This window comes from Pseudomonas sp. MLB6B, assembly GCF_054508135.1.
In genome coordinates this window covers 4,462,863-4,477,448 of the sequence record NZ_CP199313.1, presented here as the reverse complement: position 1 = coordinate 4,477,448, position 14,586 = coordinate 4,462,863, and the positions used below count along the sequence as shown (strand labels likewise).

The window sequence follows — 14,586 nt, the reverse complement described above, 5'->3', positions numbered from 1 at the left end:
ACCTTCAAGGAGATGACCATGCCCCCGTTCTACCTGGCCTCAGGCTCACCGCGACGCCGCGAACTGCTGACCCAGGTGGGCGTGTCGTTCACCGTGCTCAGCGCGCCGGTCGATGAAGCCCTGCGACCCACCGAGACGGCCGAGCACTACGTCGAGCGTCTGGCCTGTGCGAAAGCCCAGGCCGGGTTCGCCCTGCTGCAAGCGCCCGGCGTGGTACTGGGGGCCGACACCGTCGTGGTGCTCGACGGTCAGGTGCTGGGCAAACCGCGCGACGCCGCCCATGCCCAGACGCTGCTGCTCAGCCTGTCCGGACGCGAGCATCAGGTACTGACTGCCGTCGCCGTCACCGATGGCGCCCGTACGCGCAGCCTGTACGTCGCCAGCCAAGTCAGCTTTCGTACCATCTGCGTCGAAGAAGCGCAGCGCTATTGGGCCAGCGGCGAGCCGGCCGACAAAGCGGGCGGGTACGCCATCCAGGGGCTGGGCGCCGTCTTCGTCAGCCATTTGAGCGGCAGTTATTCGGCCGTGGTGGGGTTACCCTTGCAGGAAACCGCGGCATTGCTCGGCGAGTTCGGCGTCGCCTGTTGGCAGTCGGTGCCTCTCGATCGCACATAGCCACTAGCCAGGCGGCCTACCGCCCTCCATCATTAGCCGCTACCTCCGACGAGAACCTGCCATGAGTGAAGAGATTCTGATCAACATCACGCCGATGGAGTCACGCGTGGCAGTGGTCGAAAACGGGGTGCTGCAAGAGGTGCATGTCGAGCGCACCCAACGCCGCGGCATCGTCGGCAACATCTACAAGGGCAAGGTGGTGCGGGTGCTGCCCGGCATGCAGGCGGCCTTCGTCGACATCGGCCTGGAGCGCGCGGCGTTCATCCACGCTTCGGAGATTTCCCTGCGCGAAGGCGCTGCGGTGGAAACCATCAGCGCCCTGGTGCACGAAGGTCAGGGCCTGGTGGTGCAGGTGACCAAGGACCCGATCGGCTCCAAGGGCGCGCGGCTCACCACGCAACTGTCGATTCCGTCGCGCTACCTGGTGTACATGCCGCGTAGCAGCCATGTCGGCATTTCCCTGAAGATCGAAGACGAAGCCGAGCGCGAGCGCCTCAAGCAGGTGGTCAGCGACTGCATGGCCAGGGAAGAGATGAAGGACGCCGGTGGCTTCATCCTGCGCACTGCCGCCGAAGGCGCGCGCGCCGACGACATCCTGCAGGACATCCGCTATCTGCGCCGCCTCTGGGAACAGATCGCCAGCCAGATCAAGACCTGCGGCGCGCCGACGGTGATCTACCAGGACTTGGACCTGGCCCTGCGCACCCTGCGCGACCTGGTCAACGCCAAGATCGAGAAGGTCCGTATCGACTCGCGGGAAACCTTCCAGCGCGCCACGCAGTTCGTCGGCGAGCTGATGCCCGAACTGTCCAACCGCCTGGAGCACTACCCCGGCGAGCGGCCGATCTTCGACCTGTATGGCGTCGAAGACGAAATCCAGCGGGCGCTCGAGCGCAAGGTACCGCTCAAGTCGGGGGGCTACCTGGTGGTCGATCCGGCCGAGGCCATGACCACCATCGACGTCAACACCGGGGCGTTCGTCGGCCACCGCAACCTCGAAGAGACCATCTTCAAGACCAACCTCGAAGCCGCCACCGCCATCGCCCGGCAACTGCGCCTGCGCAACCTGGGCGGCATCATCATCATCGACTTCATCGACATGGAAGACGAAGAGCATCAGCGCCAGGTGTTGCGTACCTTGGAAAAGCAGCTCGAACGCGACCATGCCAAGACCAACATCATCGGCATCACCGAGCTGGGCCTGGTGCAGATGACCCGCAAGCGCACCCGCGAAAGCCTCGATCAGGTGCTGTGCGAGCCGTGCAGCGCCTGCCACGGGCGCGGGCGGATGAAGACGCCGGAAACCATTTGCTACGAAATCTTTCGGGAAATTCTGCGCGTGGCACGCGCCTATCAAGCCGAGGGCTACCGGGTGCTGGCCAATCAGAAGGTGGTCGACCGGTTGCTCGACGAGGAGTCGGGCAACGTGGCCGAACTGGAGGCGTTCATCGGTCGAACCATCCGCTTCCAGGTCGAGTCCATGTATTCGCAAGAGCAGTACGACGTGGTGCTGCTCTGAGCGGGGTTGATGGCGCAGGCATGGCCTGCGCGTTACCCGTGGCCATTATCGAAATACGACTACGAGGGCCATGGCCATGGGACGTATGACGCGCGTTCCGGGCGCCTTGACCCGCTGGGGCTTGGGCGCCTGCGCGCTGCTGGCGGTACTGCTGGCGCTATATGCCAGCCTGGGCCGCGTGCTGGTGCCGCTGGTGGCCGAGTACCGCGCCGACATCGAACGCAAGGTCAGCGAGGCGGTAGGTGTGCCGGTACACATCGGCGCGCTCGAAGGCCGTTGGCTGCGGCTTTCGCCTGTGCTCAGCCTGCATGACGTGCAGATCGGCGAGGGTCAGTCTTCGCTACGCTTGGACGACGTCAAGGTGGTGCCTGACCTGTGGGGCAGCCTCAAGTCGCGCGAGGTGCGTCTGGCCGACCTGCAGGTCAGCGGTGTGCAACTCATCGTGCGTGAAAACCAGGAAGGCCAGTGGACCCTCGAAGGCCTGCCGCAGCGCGACGACGCACCCAGCGACCCGGAACGGATCCTCAAGCAATTGCGCCAACTGGGCCGGGTCGATCTGTTCGACAGCCAGGTCACGTTGCATCCTTGGCAGCGTGAACCGCTGACGCTCACCTACGTCGAACTCGGCCTGCGCGCCGGCAGCCAACGACAATCGCTCGAAATGCGCGCCACGCTGCCCGATGGCCAGCCGCTGTCGGCCGTGCTGCATGGCCAGGTCCGCGCCGAGCAGTGGCGCGACGGCGCCGTGCAGGCCTACGTGAGCCTGCCGCAGGCCGAGTGGGCACAGTGGATACCGCCACGCCTGCTCGGCGCCTGGCAGGCCGATCGGTTGCAGGCGGGCGGTCAGGTGTGGTTGGAATGGGGCAAGCGCACACTGCAAAAAGCAGTGGTCCGAGTACAGGCGCCGCAACTGCGCGGTGCTCATGAAGGACGCAAGCCGATCAGTGTGAAAGAGGTAGCCCTCTCGGCTTGGCTCGAGCGCAATGCCCAAGGCTTGGCCGTACAGGTCGATTCATTGGCGGCGCGGATCGGCGAGACGGCATGGCAGTCGCGCTTGAAGCTGCAACAGACCGACGCTCAGACGCCCGAACAAGAGCGCTGGGAAGTCCAGGCCGACCGTATCGACCTGACCCCCCTGACCCCGGTGATCCACGCGCTGGCACCTCTGCCCGAGCCCGCCATGAAGGCCGTCGATGCCTTGCAGGTGACCGGCGCGCTGCGCAACCTGCGCCTCGATCTGCGTCCCAAAGCCGAGGGCGACCAGCGCGCGCAATTCGCTGCCAACCTGGAACGGGTAGGCTTCGACGCCTATCACGGCGCGCCGGGCGCCGACAACGTCAGCGGCAGCATTCAGGGCGACCTGGGCCACGGCGAACTGCGCCTGGACAGCCAAGCCTTCATGCTGCACCTGTACCCGATCTTCGCCAAACCCTGGCACTACGAGCAGGCCAACGCGCGGCTCACCTGGACCCTGAACAAGCAGAGCTTCACCCTGGTGGCGCCGTACTTGAAGGTGAAGGGCAAGGAAGGCAACATCGCCGGCGACTTCCTCATTCGGCTGTTCCTCGAACCTGGACACGAAGACTACATGGACCTGCGCGTGGGCCTGACCGAGGGTGACGGTCGCTACACCGCCAAATACCTGCCCGAAGTGCTGGGCGACGACGTCGACAAGTGGCTGCGCAGCGCCATTCTGCAAGGCGATGTGGACGAGGGCTACTTCCAGTACCAGGGTTCGCTGCACCACGATGCGCCGGCCCATTCGCGCACCCTCAGCCTGTTCTTCGCGGTGCGCAACGCCGCGCTCGACTTCCAGCCAGGCTGGCCGCATCTGAAGCAGGTCGATGGCAAGGTCTATGTCGACGATGCCGGCGTGCGCGTGGTGGCCGAGCGTGGCCGGATACTCGACACCGGGCTGAGCCAGGTCAAGGTCGAGATTCCCCATGCCAAGCCAGGCCAGCCCAGCCACCTGCAAGTGCGCGGCAAGGTCGACGGCAAACTGGCCGACGGCCTGAAAATCCTTCAAGAGGCGCCGATCGGCACCGAAGACGTGTTCGCCGGCTGGGAAGGCAAGGGCCCGTTGAGCGGCGAGCTGAGCCTGGACATTCCGCTGGCCAAAGGCGCAACGCCCGAGGTGCTGGTGGATTTCGCCACGCGTGACGCGACCCTGAACATCGCTTCACCAGAGTTGAAACTGAGTCAGGTCACGGGCGATTTCCAGTTCGACCTGGCCAAGGGCTTGAGCGGCCGCGACATCAGCCTGCGCGCCTTCGACCGGCCCGTGACCGCGCAGATCACTGCGCAAGGCCAGGGCGGGCAGATGCAGACCCGTATTGAGGCGAGCGGGCAGATCGCGCTGCAGACCCTGACCGACTGGCTGCAATTCAAGCAGGCGCTGCCTCTGGACGGCGAATTGCCGTACCAGTTGCAGGTCGACCTCGGCAGCCGGGAAAACCGTCTGCTGGTCGATTCCAACCTCAAAGGGCTGCGCATCGACCTGCCTGCGCCCTTCGGCAAGGCGGCTTCGACTGCACGCGATGGCCATTTCAGCATGACTCTCGACGGCAGCCAGCGGCGCATGGACGCGCGTTATGCCGATCTTGCGCAACTGGCCTACATTGCCCCGGCCAAGCGCCTGACCGAGGGCCGTGGCGAGCTGCTGCTGGGCAGCGGCGGCCAGCCTACACCACCCGCTGGCCAGGGCCTGTGGGTGCGCGGCCGCCTGGAGAGTCTGGACCTGGGCGCCTGGCAACAGCAGGCCGGCCAACTCGCTGGCGACGATCCGGGTGGCAGTGCGCGCCAGGTGCTGCAAGGCGCGGACCTGAGCATTGGCCGCATCGACGCCTCGGGCATGACCCTCAACCAGGCCGTAGTCCGCCTGCGGCGCGGTGCCAGCGCCTGGGATCTGCGTCTGGACAGCCGCGAAGTGATCGGCGACGCGCGCCTGGCCGATGCCAAGAACGCACCGTTGGTCATACGCTTGCAAACCTTGCGCTTGCCGCCTGCGCAGCCGGACCAGGACCCGGGCGCGCCGTCGCGCGACCCGCTGGCCAGCTACGACCCTCACCAGGCGCCTGCCTTGGACCTTGGCATCGACAAGCTCTACCGTGGCGACGACCTCTACGGGCGTGTGGCGCTGAAACTGCGCCCGACCGGACGCGGCGTGTCGGTGGACGATATCGACGTCGACCTCAAGGGCCTGCGAGCCAACGGCAGCGCCGCCTGGGAAGGCAGCACCGGGCGCAGCAACAGTTGGTACAAGGGGCGCGTGTCGGGCCGCAACCTGGCCGATGTGCTCGAGGCCTGGGGCTTCGCGCCTTCGGTCACCAGCCGCGATTTCCACCTCAATGTGGATGCGCGCTGGCCGGGCTCACCGGCCTGGGTCGGGCTGGACAAGGTGTCCGGCAGCCTGCAGGTGTCGATGCGCGACGGTCAGTTCAAGCAAGTGGACGGCGGCGCCCAGGCCCTGCGCGTGTTCGGCCTGCTCAATTTCGACGCCTTGGGCCGGCGCCTGCGCCTGGACTTCTCGGACCTGTTCGGCAAAGGCCTGGCCTACGACCGGGTCAAGGCGTTGCTCGCGGTCAGCCGCGGCCGTTACGTCACTCGCGAGCCGATCCGCATGACCGGCCCTTCGAGCGACATCGAGATCGACGGTACCGTGGACATGGTGCATGAGCGGGTGGTGGCCAACGTCAAAGTGGCGCTGCCGGTCACCAACAACCTGCCGCTGGCGGCCCTGCTGGTGGGTGCGCCGGTGGTCGGCGGGGCGCTGTTCATCGTCGACCGGCTGCTCGGCGACCGGGTGGCGCGTTTTGCCAGCGTCAATTACCGCGTCGTGGGCCCTCTGAAAGAGCCTAAGATCACCTTCGTGAAACCCTTTACCCGCGGTCGTTAGGAGCCTGCCCATGAGCATTGCCGTGATCCAGATGGTCAGCCAGGACGACTTGCTGGCCAACCTGCGCCAAGCCGGGCGGCTACTCGAACAGGCCGCGTCGGGCGGCGCCCGTCTGGCGGTGCTGCCGGAAAACTTCGCCGCCATGGGGCGCCGCGACGCCGCACGCATCGGCCTGGACGAAGCGCTGGGCCAGGGGCCGATCCTGCCGTGGTTGAAACGTACCGCCCGCGCCCTCAAGTTATGGATAGTCGCAGGTACCTTGCCCTTGCCCCCGATCGACACACCCCACGGCAAGGCCTGTGCCTGTTCCTTGTTGATCGACGAAGATGGCGAGATCGCCGCACGCTACGACAAGCTGCATCTGTTCGATGTCGATGTCAGCGACAACCGTGGGCGTTATCGCGAATCGGATGACTATGCTTCAGGTGATCGGGTGGTGGTGGCCGACACGCCGGTCGGTCGTTTGGGCCTGACGGTGTGCTACGACCTGCGCTTTCCCGAGTTGTACAGCGCCTTGCGTGCGGCAGGCGCGCAGTTGATCAGCGCGCCCTCGGCCTTCACGGCGGTGACGGGCGCCGCGCACTGGGAGGTCTTGATTCGTGCGCGCGCCATCGAAACCCAATGTTACGTGCTGGCGGCGGCCCAGGGCGGTCTGCACCCAGGCCCGCGCGAAACCCATGGCCATGCGGCCATCGTCGATCCCTGGGGGCGGATACTCGCCGAACAGGCACAGGGCGAGGCCGTGCTGCTGGCCACGCGCGATGCTGACGAACAAGCGTCCATACGGACGCGGATGCCGGTGTTCGCTCACCGGCGCTTTTTCTCGCAGGACGCCGTGCGGCCTGCGCACCTTTTGGAGTGACTATGAGCCAGATGTTATCCACCGTCAGTGAGCAACTCCTGGCCCCGGGCGGCTTGACCCTCGACAGCCTGCAAAGTGTGCTGGGCGCCCTGGCGGGCCCTGGCATCGACGCCGCCGACCTGTATTTCCAGGGCCAGGTCTCGGAAACCTGGGCGCTGGAAGACGGCATCGTCAAGGAAGGCAGTTTCAACCTCGACCAGGGCGTGGGCGTACGTGCCCAGTCGGGCGAGAAAACCGGCTTCGCCTACAGCAACGCCATCAACCTCGAAGCGCTGACCGCCGCAGCCACCGCCGCACGCTCGATCTCCCGCGCCGGCCAGAACGGCCGTGTGCAGGCGTTCCAGAGCCGCGACGTGACTGCGCTGTATGGCGCTGACAATCCCTTGGACGTGTTCAGCCGCGCCGAGAAGGTCGACCTGCTCAAGCGCGTCGACGCCGCGACTCGCGCCCTGGATCCGCGTATCCAGCAGGTCAGTGTCAGCCTGGCCGGGGTCTGGGAGCGCATCCTGGTCGCCGCCGCCGATGGCAGCCTGGCCGCTGACGTGCGGCCGCTGGTGCGCTTCAACGTCAGCGTCATCGTCGAGCAGAACGGCCGCCGCGAGCGGGGCGGGCAGGGCGGTGGCGGGCGTACCGACTATCGCTTCTTCACCGAAGAAAAGGTCATGGGCTATGCCCGCGAAGCGCTGCGCCAGGCGTTGGTCAACCTCGAAGCGGTGCCCGCGCCGGCCGGCACCTTGCCAGTGGTGCTGGGCTCCGGCTGGTCCGGTGTGTTGCTGCACGAAGCGGTGGGCCATGGTCTTGAGGGCGACTTCAACCGCAAGGGCAGCTCGGCGTTCAGTGGGCGCATCGGCCAGAAGGTCGCGTCTTCGCTGTGCACCATCGTTGACGACGGCACCCTGGAAGGCCGTCGCGGTTCGCTCAGCGTCGACGACGAAGGCACGCCTACCGAGTGCACCACGCTGATCGAGAACGGTGTGCTCAAGGGCTACATTCAGGACAAGCTCAACGCGCGCCTGATGGGCATGGCGGTCACCGGTAACGGTCGCCGCGAATCCTATGCCCACCTGCCCATGCCGCGCATGACCAACACCTACATGCGTGCCGGCGAAAGCGACCCCGAAGAGATCATTCGTTCGGTCAAGCGCGGCCTGTACTGCGCCAACCTGGGCGGCGGCCAGGTCGACATCACCAGCGGCAAGTTCGTGTTCTCCACCAGCGAGGCGTACCTGATCGAGGACGGCAAGATCACCGCGCCGGTCAAGGGCGCGACGTTGATCGGCAATGGTCCGGAAGCCATGAGCCGGGTGTCGATGGTCGGCAATGACCTGGCCCTGGACAGCGGCGTGGGTACGTGCGGCAAGGACGGCCAATCGGTGCCGGTCGGCGTCGGTCAGCCCACCTTGAAGCTCGATGCCATCACGGTAGGCGGTACGGGAGCGTGAAGGGCGCCATCGTGGGACGAAACGCCGAGCCGGCGTGCCCCACGATGGGCGAGCGGCCAGGGCTCAGCGCAGGCCGCGCTGCAGCTCGTCGAGGTCGCGGATGTACTTGAACACCTTGCGCGCGGCGGCTGGCGGCTTGTTGCGCGCCTTCTCGTGCTGGGCATGGCGGATCAGCGAACGCAGGTGCTGGCGGTCGGTGTCGGGGAACTCGTTGACGAAACGTTCCAGGTCTTCGTCGTTGCCGTCGACCAGGCGATCGCGCCAGCGCTCCAGATTGTGGAAGCGTTCGTTGTACTGGCGGCTCGACGTGTCGACCTGTTCGAACACCGCATTGATGGCCTCAAGGTCCTGGTCGCGCATCAGCTTGCCGACGAACGACATGTGCCGTTTGCGGGCGATGTGCGAGGTGTGCTTGCTGGCATCGGCCAGCGCCTTGCGCAGAGCGTCGGTCAGCGGCAGGCGGGCCAGGGTGTCGGCCTTGAGTGTGGTCAGGCGTTCGCCCAGTTCGACCAGCGCAAGCAGCTCGCGCTTGATCTGGGTTTTGCTTTTTTCGCCGTCGAAGGCGTCGTCGTATGAATCAACCATGGTGGCAGTCCGCAGGAAATCGTCGCCATGATAACCAGTCGGGGGCCGCTTGTCCGGCCCGGTCGTAGCATGGCCCGTGCCGAACGCAGAATTTGATGGGAGATAACCATGAGTGCAGTCCAGAGCGTAGGCCCGAAGGACCTGCCGGCGTTGCAGGAGCAGGTCGAGGCGATCGTCGCCGAAGCCAGACGCCAGGGCGCCAGCGCCTGCGAAGTGGCGGTGTCGTTGGAACAGGGGCTGTCCACCACGGTGCGCCAGCGCGAGGTGGAAACGGTCGAATTCAATCGTGACCAGGGTTTCGGTATCACCCTGTACGTCGGTCAGCGCAAGGGCTCGGCCAGCACCTCGGCCAGCGGCCCGGAGGCGATCCGTGAAACCGTGGCGGCGGCCTTGGCCATCGCCAAGCACACCTCCGAAGACGAATGCTCGGGCCTGGCCGATGCCGAACTGATGGCCCGCGACATCCCCGAGCTGGACCTCTACCATCCTTGGGACATCAGCCCCGAGCAGGCCATCGAGCAGGCCCTGGTCTGCGAAGCGGCTGCCTTCGAAGCCGACCCGCGCATCCGCAATGCCGACGGCACCTCGCTCAGCACCCACCAGGGCGTGCGAGTGTACGGCAACAGCCACGGTTTCGTCGGTGGCTACGCTTCGACCCGACACAGCCTGAGCTGCGTGATGATCGCCGAAGGCGACGGGCAGATGCAGCGCGACTATTGGTATGACGTCAATCGCCAGGGCACGCTGCTGGCCGACCCCGTGAGCATCGGCCAGCGTGCGGCGCAGCGTGCCGCCAGCCGCTTGGGCGCCCGCCCGGTAGCGACCTGCGAAGTGCCGGTGCTGTTCTCTGCGGAGTTGGCCGGTGGCCTGTTCGGCAGCTTCCTCGGGGCGATTTCCGGCGGCAACCTCTACCGCAAATCCTCGTTCCTCGAAGGCTGCATCGGCCAGCGCCTGTTCCCGAGCTGGCTCACCCTCGACGAACGTCCGCACATTCCTCGCGCCTTGGCCAGCGCCGGTTTCGACGGCGATGGCCTGGCCACCTACGCCAAGCCATTCGTGGAAAACGGCGAGCTGGTTTCGTATGTGTTGGGCACCTATTCCGGACGCAAGCTGAAGCTGCCGAGCACGGCCAACGCCGGAGGCGTGCACAACCTGTTCGTGACCCATGGCGACGACGACCAGGCCGCGTTGATCAAGAAAATGGGGCGTGGCCTGTTGGTGACCGAGCTGATGGGGCATGGCCTGAACATGGTGACCGGTGATTACTCGCGCGGCGCCGCTGGCTACTGGGTGGAGAGCGGCGAGATCCAGTTCGCCGTTCAGGAAGTCACGATCGCCGGCAACATGAAGGACATGTTCCAGCAGATCGTCGCCATCGGTAACGATCTGGAAACCCGCAGCAACATCCATACGGGTTCGGTGTTGATCGAGCGCATGACCGTCGCAGGCAATTGACAGGCTGATGGCCTCGTAAAAATCCCTGTTGGAAAGAAGACCCGGCCATCGCGCCGGGTCTTTTGTTTGTGGGGCGGCTCTTGAAGTGATTCTATTTATCAATTAATAATGAATATCATTCTGCACATCATGGTCGATGCTGTTCATGAACACCGTTCTCCACGAATTGCCCTACCTGGAAAACTGGCGCTGGCTGAGCCGCCGCATCCGCTGTGCCATCGAGCCCGATGAGCCGCGCCTGATCGAACACTACCTCGCCGAAGGACGCTACCTGGTGTGCTGCACCGACACCGCGCCCTGGACCGTAGCACTCACCTCGTTCCGCCTGCTGCTCGACACCGCCTGCGACCGCATGCTGCCGTGGCACTGGCGCAGCCAGTGCCTGGACCAGGCCTGGCGCCCGCTGCTGGACCTGCGCACCCTCAACCGCAGCGAATGCAACCAGCTCTGGCAACCCTATGCGCTGCAACTGGCCAAGTGCGTGCTGCTGCCATCGATTTCCCACGAAGAACTGATGCAAGGATTTGACGATGAGTGAGACCCGTATCGAGCGTGACAGCATGGGCGAGTTGCAGGTGCCGGCCCAGGCCCTCTATGGGGCCCAGACCCAGCGCGCGGTCGACAATTTTCCGGTCAGCGGCCAGCGCATGCCGGCGCAGTTCATCCGCGCGCTGCTGCTGGCCAAGGCCGCCGCGGCCAAAGCCAACATCGAGCTCGAACAGATCAGCTCGGCCCAGGGCGAGGCCATTGTCCAGGCGGTCGAGCAACTGCTGGCCGAAAACTTCATCCAGCACTTCCCGGTCGATGTGTACCAGACCGGTTCCGGCACCAGCTCCAACATGAACGCCAACGAAGTGATCGCCACCTTGGCCAGCCGCGTGCTGGGCGAGGCGGTCAACGCCAATGACCACGTCAACTGCGGACAGAGCAGCAACGACATTATCCCCACTAGCATCCACGTCAGCGCGGCGCTCGCGGTGCGCGAGCAGTTGCTGCCGGCCTTGCAGCATCTGGCCCAGGCCATCGAAGCCAAGGCCGGACAGGTACACCACCACATCAAGACCGGTCGCACCCACCTGATGGATGCCATGCCCGTACGCCTGAGCCAGGTGCTCGGTGGCTGGGCTGCGCAGGTCAAGGGCGCCCAAGCGCACATCGAGTCCACCTTGCCGGCATTGCAGGCTTTGGCTCAGGGCGGCACTGCGGTCGGCACCGGCATCAACGCCCACCCCGAGTTCGCCGCAGGTTTCGCTCGCGAGCTGAGCACCTTGACGGGCGTAGAATTCGTGCCCGGCGCCAACCTGTTCGCTCTGATCGGCTCGCAAGACACCGCCGTAGCGTTGTCGGGCCAGCTCAAGACCGCTGCCGTGGCCCTGATGAAGATCGCCAACGACCTGCGCTGGATGAACTCCGGCCCTCTGGCCGGCCTTGGCGAAATCGAGCTGCAAGCCCTGCAACCGGGCTCTTCGATCATGCCGGGCAAGGTCAACCCGGTGATTCCGGAAGCCACGGCGATGGTCGCCGCGCAGGTCATCGGCAACGACGCCACCATCGCCGTTGCCGGGCAGTCGGGCAACTTCGAGCTGAACGTGATGCTGCCGGTCATCGCCCGCAATCTGCTGGAAAGCATCGAGCTGCTGGCCAACACCAGTCGCCTGCTGGCCGACAAAGCCATCAGCAGCTTCACGGTCAATGACGCCAAGCTCAAGGAAGCGCTGTCGCGCAATCCGATCCTGGTGACGGCGCTCAACCCCATCATCGGCTACCTCAAGGCTGCCGAGATCGCCAAGACCGCCTACAAGCAAGGGCGGCCGATCATCGAGGTGGCGCTCGAACACACCGACCTGTCCCGCGACCAGCTGCAAACCCTGCTGGACCCGGAAAAACTGACTGCCGGCGGTCTCTGACCCGCCGCGCCGAGGAGGTTCGTCATGCTGCACTGGAAACGCACCACGCAACACGCCAACGCGCTGTTCGAGCAGGGCGATCTGGTCGATGCCCGGGAGCTCTATCTGCAAGCCCTGGCCCTGGCCCAGGTGCTGTTCGAGCGCTGGCATGACGTCGACGAAGCGGTGGCGGTGTTCGTCATCGCCCACCACAACCTGGCCGACCTGCATCTGGCGTTGAACCAGCCCCATGAGAGTGCCGACTACCTGTGCTCGGCGCACCAGCGCCTGTTGCAGGCCAGCCAGGATCTGCGTCTGTCGCAGCCGCTACGCGACGCTGTTTTGCGCCATAGCGCCAGAACCTACATAGAATTGCTGAATTTCATCGCCGAATACGGTCAATACCCTCGTACCGAACGATTGCTCAATCGCAATGCGGCCGTGGCCAGCGAGCTGAGCGCTCAGCCGGACGTGACCTCCACAACCCCTGCCTACGGAATTCACTGACATGTCTTACGAATTGCCAAAAATCGCTTACGCCTACGACGCGCTCGAGCCGCACATCGATGCGCAGACCATGGAAATCCACCACACCAAGCACCACCAGACTTACGTCAACGGCTTGAATGCCGCCGTGGAAAACACCGAGTGGGCCGACAAACCGGTCGAGGAACTGGTCGCTGCGGTCAAGCAACTGCCCGAGAACCTGCGCGGTCCGGTCACCAACCACGGTGGTGGCCATGCCAACCACAGCCTGTTCTGGACCGTCATGTCGCCCAACGGCGGCGGTGAGCCGGTCGGCCAGGTCGCCGAAGCCATCAAGGCCGAACTGGGCGGTTTCGAAGCCTTCAAGGAAGCGTTCACCAAGGCTGCGCTGACCCGCTTCGGCAGTGGCTGGGCCTGGCTGAGCGTCACCCCGGAGAAAAAGCTGGTGGTGGAAAGCAGCGGTAACCAGGACAGCCCGTTGATGCATGGCAATACGCCGATCCTGGGCCTGGACGTATGGGAGCATGCCTACTACCTGAAGTATCAAAACCGCCGTCCTGAATACATCGGTGCCTTCTACAACGTCATCGACTGGCAGGAAGTCGAGCGTCGTTACCTCGAAGCCACTCGATAAGCAGATCGCCCATGCGCTCACAGGTGATGTCGGTCGGTAGCGTGCGCCTGTTCAGGCAAGCGCTGGGTATCTTGCTGGTGCTGGTCGGCACTGCGCTGCTGGTCGCGCGGGGCATCGCCTGGCTGGAGCTCGAGCCACGCATGCTGCGTGCGCTCGAAGGGGGTGCGCTGTGCGCGCTGGGTACTGCACTTGGCGCGGTACCGGTCTTGGTGGTGCGCAGCATGCCGGTGGCGCTGGCCGACACACTGCTGGGCTTCGGCGCCGGCGTGATGCTGGCCGCTACGGCGTTCTCGTTGATCATTCCAGGGCTGGAAGCGGCGCAGTCGATCGGCTACAGCCCTTGGGGCGCTGGCGCTTTGATCAGCTTCGGTCTATTGGGCGGAGCACTCTGCCTGTTTCTGGTCGACCTCAAGGTCTCTGGCGCCTCACCCGAGGCGTTAGTGGGCAACGGCACTCACCCGGTGATCGCGGCGCGCATCTGGTTGTTCGTGATCGCCATCATCGCCCACAACATTCCGGAGGGCATGGCCATCGGCGTCTCCGCCGGCGGCGGCATGCCCGACGCCGACAGCCTGGCCATGGGCATCGCTTTGCAGGATGTGCCTGAAGGGTTGGTGATCGCCTTGGTCTTGGCTGGGGCGGGCATGTCGCGCTTCAGGGCGTTTCTGATCGGTGCCGCTTCCGGGTTGGTCGAGCCTGTGGCGGCAGTGGTCTGCGCCTGGTTGGTCAATGTCGCCGAGCTGCTATTGCCGCTGGGCCTGGCATGCGCGGCCGGCGCCATGCTGTTGGTGGTCACCCAGGAAATCATTCCCGAATCGCGCAGCAATGGGCACCACCGCCTGGCCAGCTTGGGGCTATGTCTCGGCTTCTGCCTGATGATGGTGATGGATACTGCGATGTCCTGAGGATCGAAGCAGGTGCGGGGAGGGCGGTCTACTCTCCTTCGTCGAACTTGTTCTCGATCAGTTCCACCAAGCCTGCCAATGCCTCGTCCGCTTGCTCACCCTCAGTGTGCAAATGCACTTGGGTGCCTTTGCCAGCAGCCAGCATCATCACGGCCATGATGCTCTTGCCGTCCACCAGCTTGTCGGGTGCGCGTCCTACCTTTACCTGGCAGGGGAAACGCCCGGCCACACCCACGAACTTGGCGGCGGCCCGGGCATGCAGGCCGAGCTTGTTGACGATGGTGATTTCACGGGCGGGCATT

At 65.1% G+C, this 14,586-nt stretch carries 13 protein-coding genes; 11 read left to right on the top strand and 2 right to left on the bottom strand.

The annotated features are described in order from the left end of the window. Positions 1-18 precede the first annotated feature (18 nt). The 5 genes from ACSMEV_RS19795 (at position 19) to tldD (ending at position 8,333) form a co-directional block, all read left to right on the top strand. Positions 19-615, top strand: a complete 597-nt coding sequence (locus ACSMEV_RS19795; protein ID WP_459206644.1) for a Maf family protein — start codon at positions 19-21, stop codon at positions 613-615. A gap of 61 nt (positions 616-676) precedes the next feature. Continuing rightward, positions 677-2,134 carry a ribonuclease G gene (gene rng, locus ACSMEV_RS19790; protein ID WP_459206643.1) on the top strand — a complete coding sequence of 486 codons (1,458 nt, stop codon included), beginning with the start codon at positions 677-679 and terminating at the stop codon, positions 2,132-2,134. 70 nt (positions 2,135-2,204) lie between these two features. Further along, on the top strand, positions 2,205-6,029 hold the full coding sequence (locus ACSMEV_RS19785) for a YhdP family protein (protein ID WP_459206642.1): 3,825 nt from the start codon (positions 2,205-2,207) through the stop codon (positions 6,027-6,029). 10 nt (positions 6,030-6,039) lie between these two features. Next, positions 6,040-6,891 carry a carbon-nitrogen hydrolase family protein gene (locus ACSMEV_RS19780; protein ID WP_459206641.1) on the top strand — a complete coding sequence of 284 codons (852 nt, stop codon included), beginning with the start codon at positions 6,040-6,042 and terminating at the stop codon, positions 6,889-6,891. A gap of 2 nt (positions 6,892-6,893) precedes the next feature. After that, positions 6,894-8,333: a metalloprotease TldD gene (tldD, locus tag ACSMEV_RS19775; protein WP_459206640.1), complete on the top strand. Its 1,440-nt coding sequence runs from the start codon at positions 6,894-6,896 to the stop codon at positions 8,331-8,333. A gap of 63 nt (positions 8,334-8,396) precedes the next feature. Here the strand turns inward: tldD and yjgA are convergent, their stop codons facing one another. Beyond that, complete coding sequence (yjgA, locus tag ACSMEV_RS19770) at positions 8,397-8,918, bottom strand: ribosome biogenesis factor YjgA (RefSeq protein ID WP_296263131.1); 522 nt, start codon at positions 8,916-8,918, stop codon at positions 8,397-8,399. Positions 8,919-9,026: 108 nt separating this feature from the next. Here yjgA and pmbA point away from each other — a divergent pair, with 108 nt between their 5' ends. The 6 genes from pmbA (at position 9,027) to ACSMEV_RS19740 (ending at position 14,284) form a co-directional block, all read left to right on the top strand. Next, positions 9,027-10,373 (top strand): metalloprotease PmbA, encoded by a 1,347-nt coding sequence (pmbA, locus tag ACSMEV_RS19765; RefSeq protein ID WP_459206639.1) that lies wholly within the window; start codon positions 9,027-9,029, stop codon positions 10,371-10,373. Positions 10,374-10,509: 136 nt separating this feature from the next. Continuing rightward, entirely contained in the window at positions 10,510-10,911 is a 402-nt protein-coding gene (locus ACSMEV_RS19760; protein ID WP_459206638.1) for a FagA protein, read from the top strand. Beyond that, entirely contained in the window at positions 10,904-12,280 is a 1,377-nt protein-coding gene (locus ACSMEV_RS19755; protein WP_459206637.1) for a class II fumarate hydratase, read from the top strand. Before ACSMEV_RS19760 ends, ACSMEV_RS19755 begins: the two co-directional genes overlap by 8 nt. Before the next feature lie 24 nt (positions 12,281-12,304). Next, positions 12,305-12,766: a hypothetical protein gene (locus ACSMEV_RS19750; RefSeq protein ID WP_459206636.1), complete on the top strand. Its 462-nt coding sequence runs from the start codon at positions 12,305-12,307 to the stop codon at positions 12,764-12,766. 1 nt (position 12,767) lies between these two features. After that, complete coding sequence (locus ACSMEV_RS19745; protein ID WP_459206635.1) at positions 12,768-13,379, top strand: superoxide dismutase; 612 nt, start codon at positions 12,768-12,770, stop codon at positions 13,377-13,379. Positions 13,380-13,390: 11 nt separating this feature from the next. Next, positions 13,391-14,284 carry a ZIP family metal transporter gene (locus ACSMEV_RS19740; protein ID WP_459206634.1) on the top strand — a complete coding sequence of 298 codons (894 nt, stop codon included), beginning with the start codon at positions 13,391-13,393 and terminating at the stop codon, positions 14,282-14,284. Between the two features lie 28 nt (positions 14,285-14,312). On the opposite strand, the gene ACSMEV_RS19735 is transcribed toward ACSMEV_RS19740, so the two are convergent. After that, a complete protein-coding gene (locus ACSMEV_RS19735) occupies positions 14,313-14,585 on the bottom strand; it encodes an HPr family phosphocarrier protein (protein WP_459206633.1) in 273 nt (90 codons plus the stop codon). Between the last annotated feature and the right edge of the window lies 1 nt (position 14,586).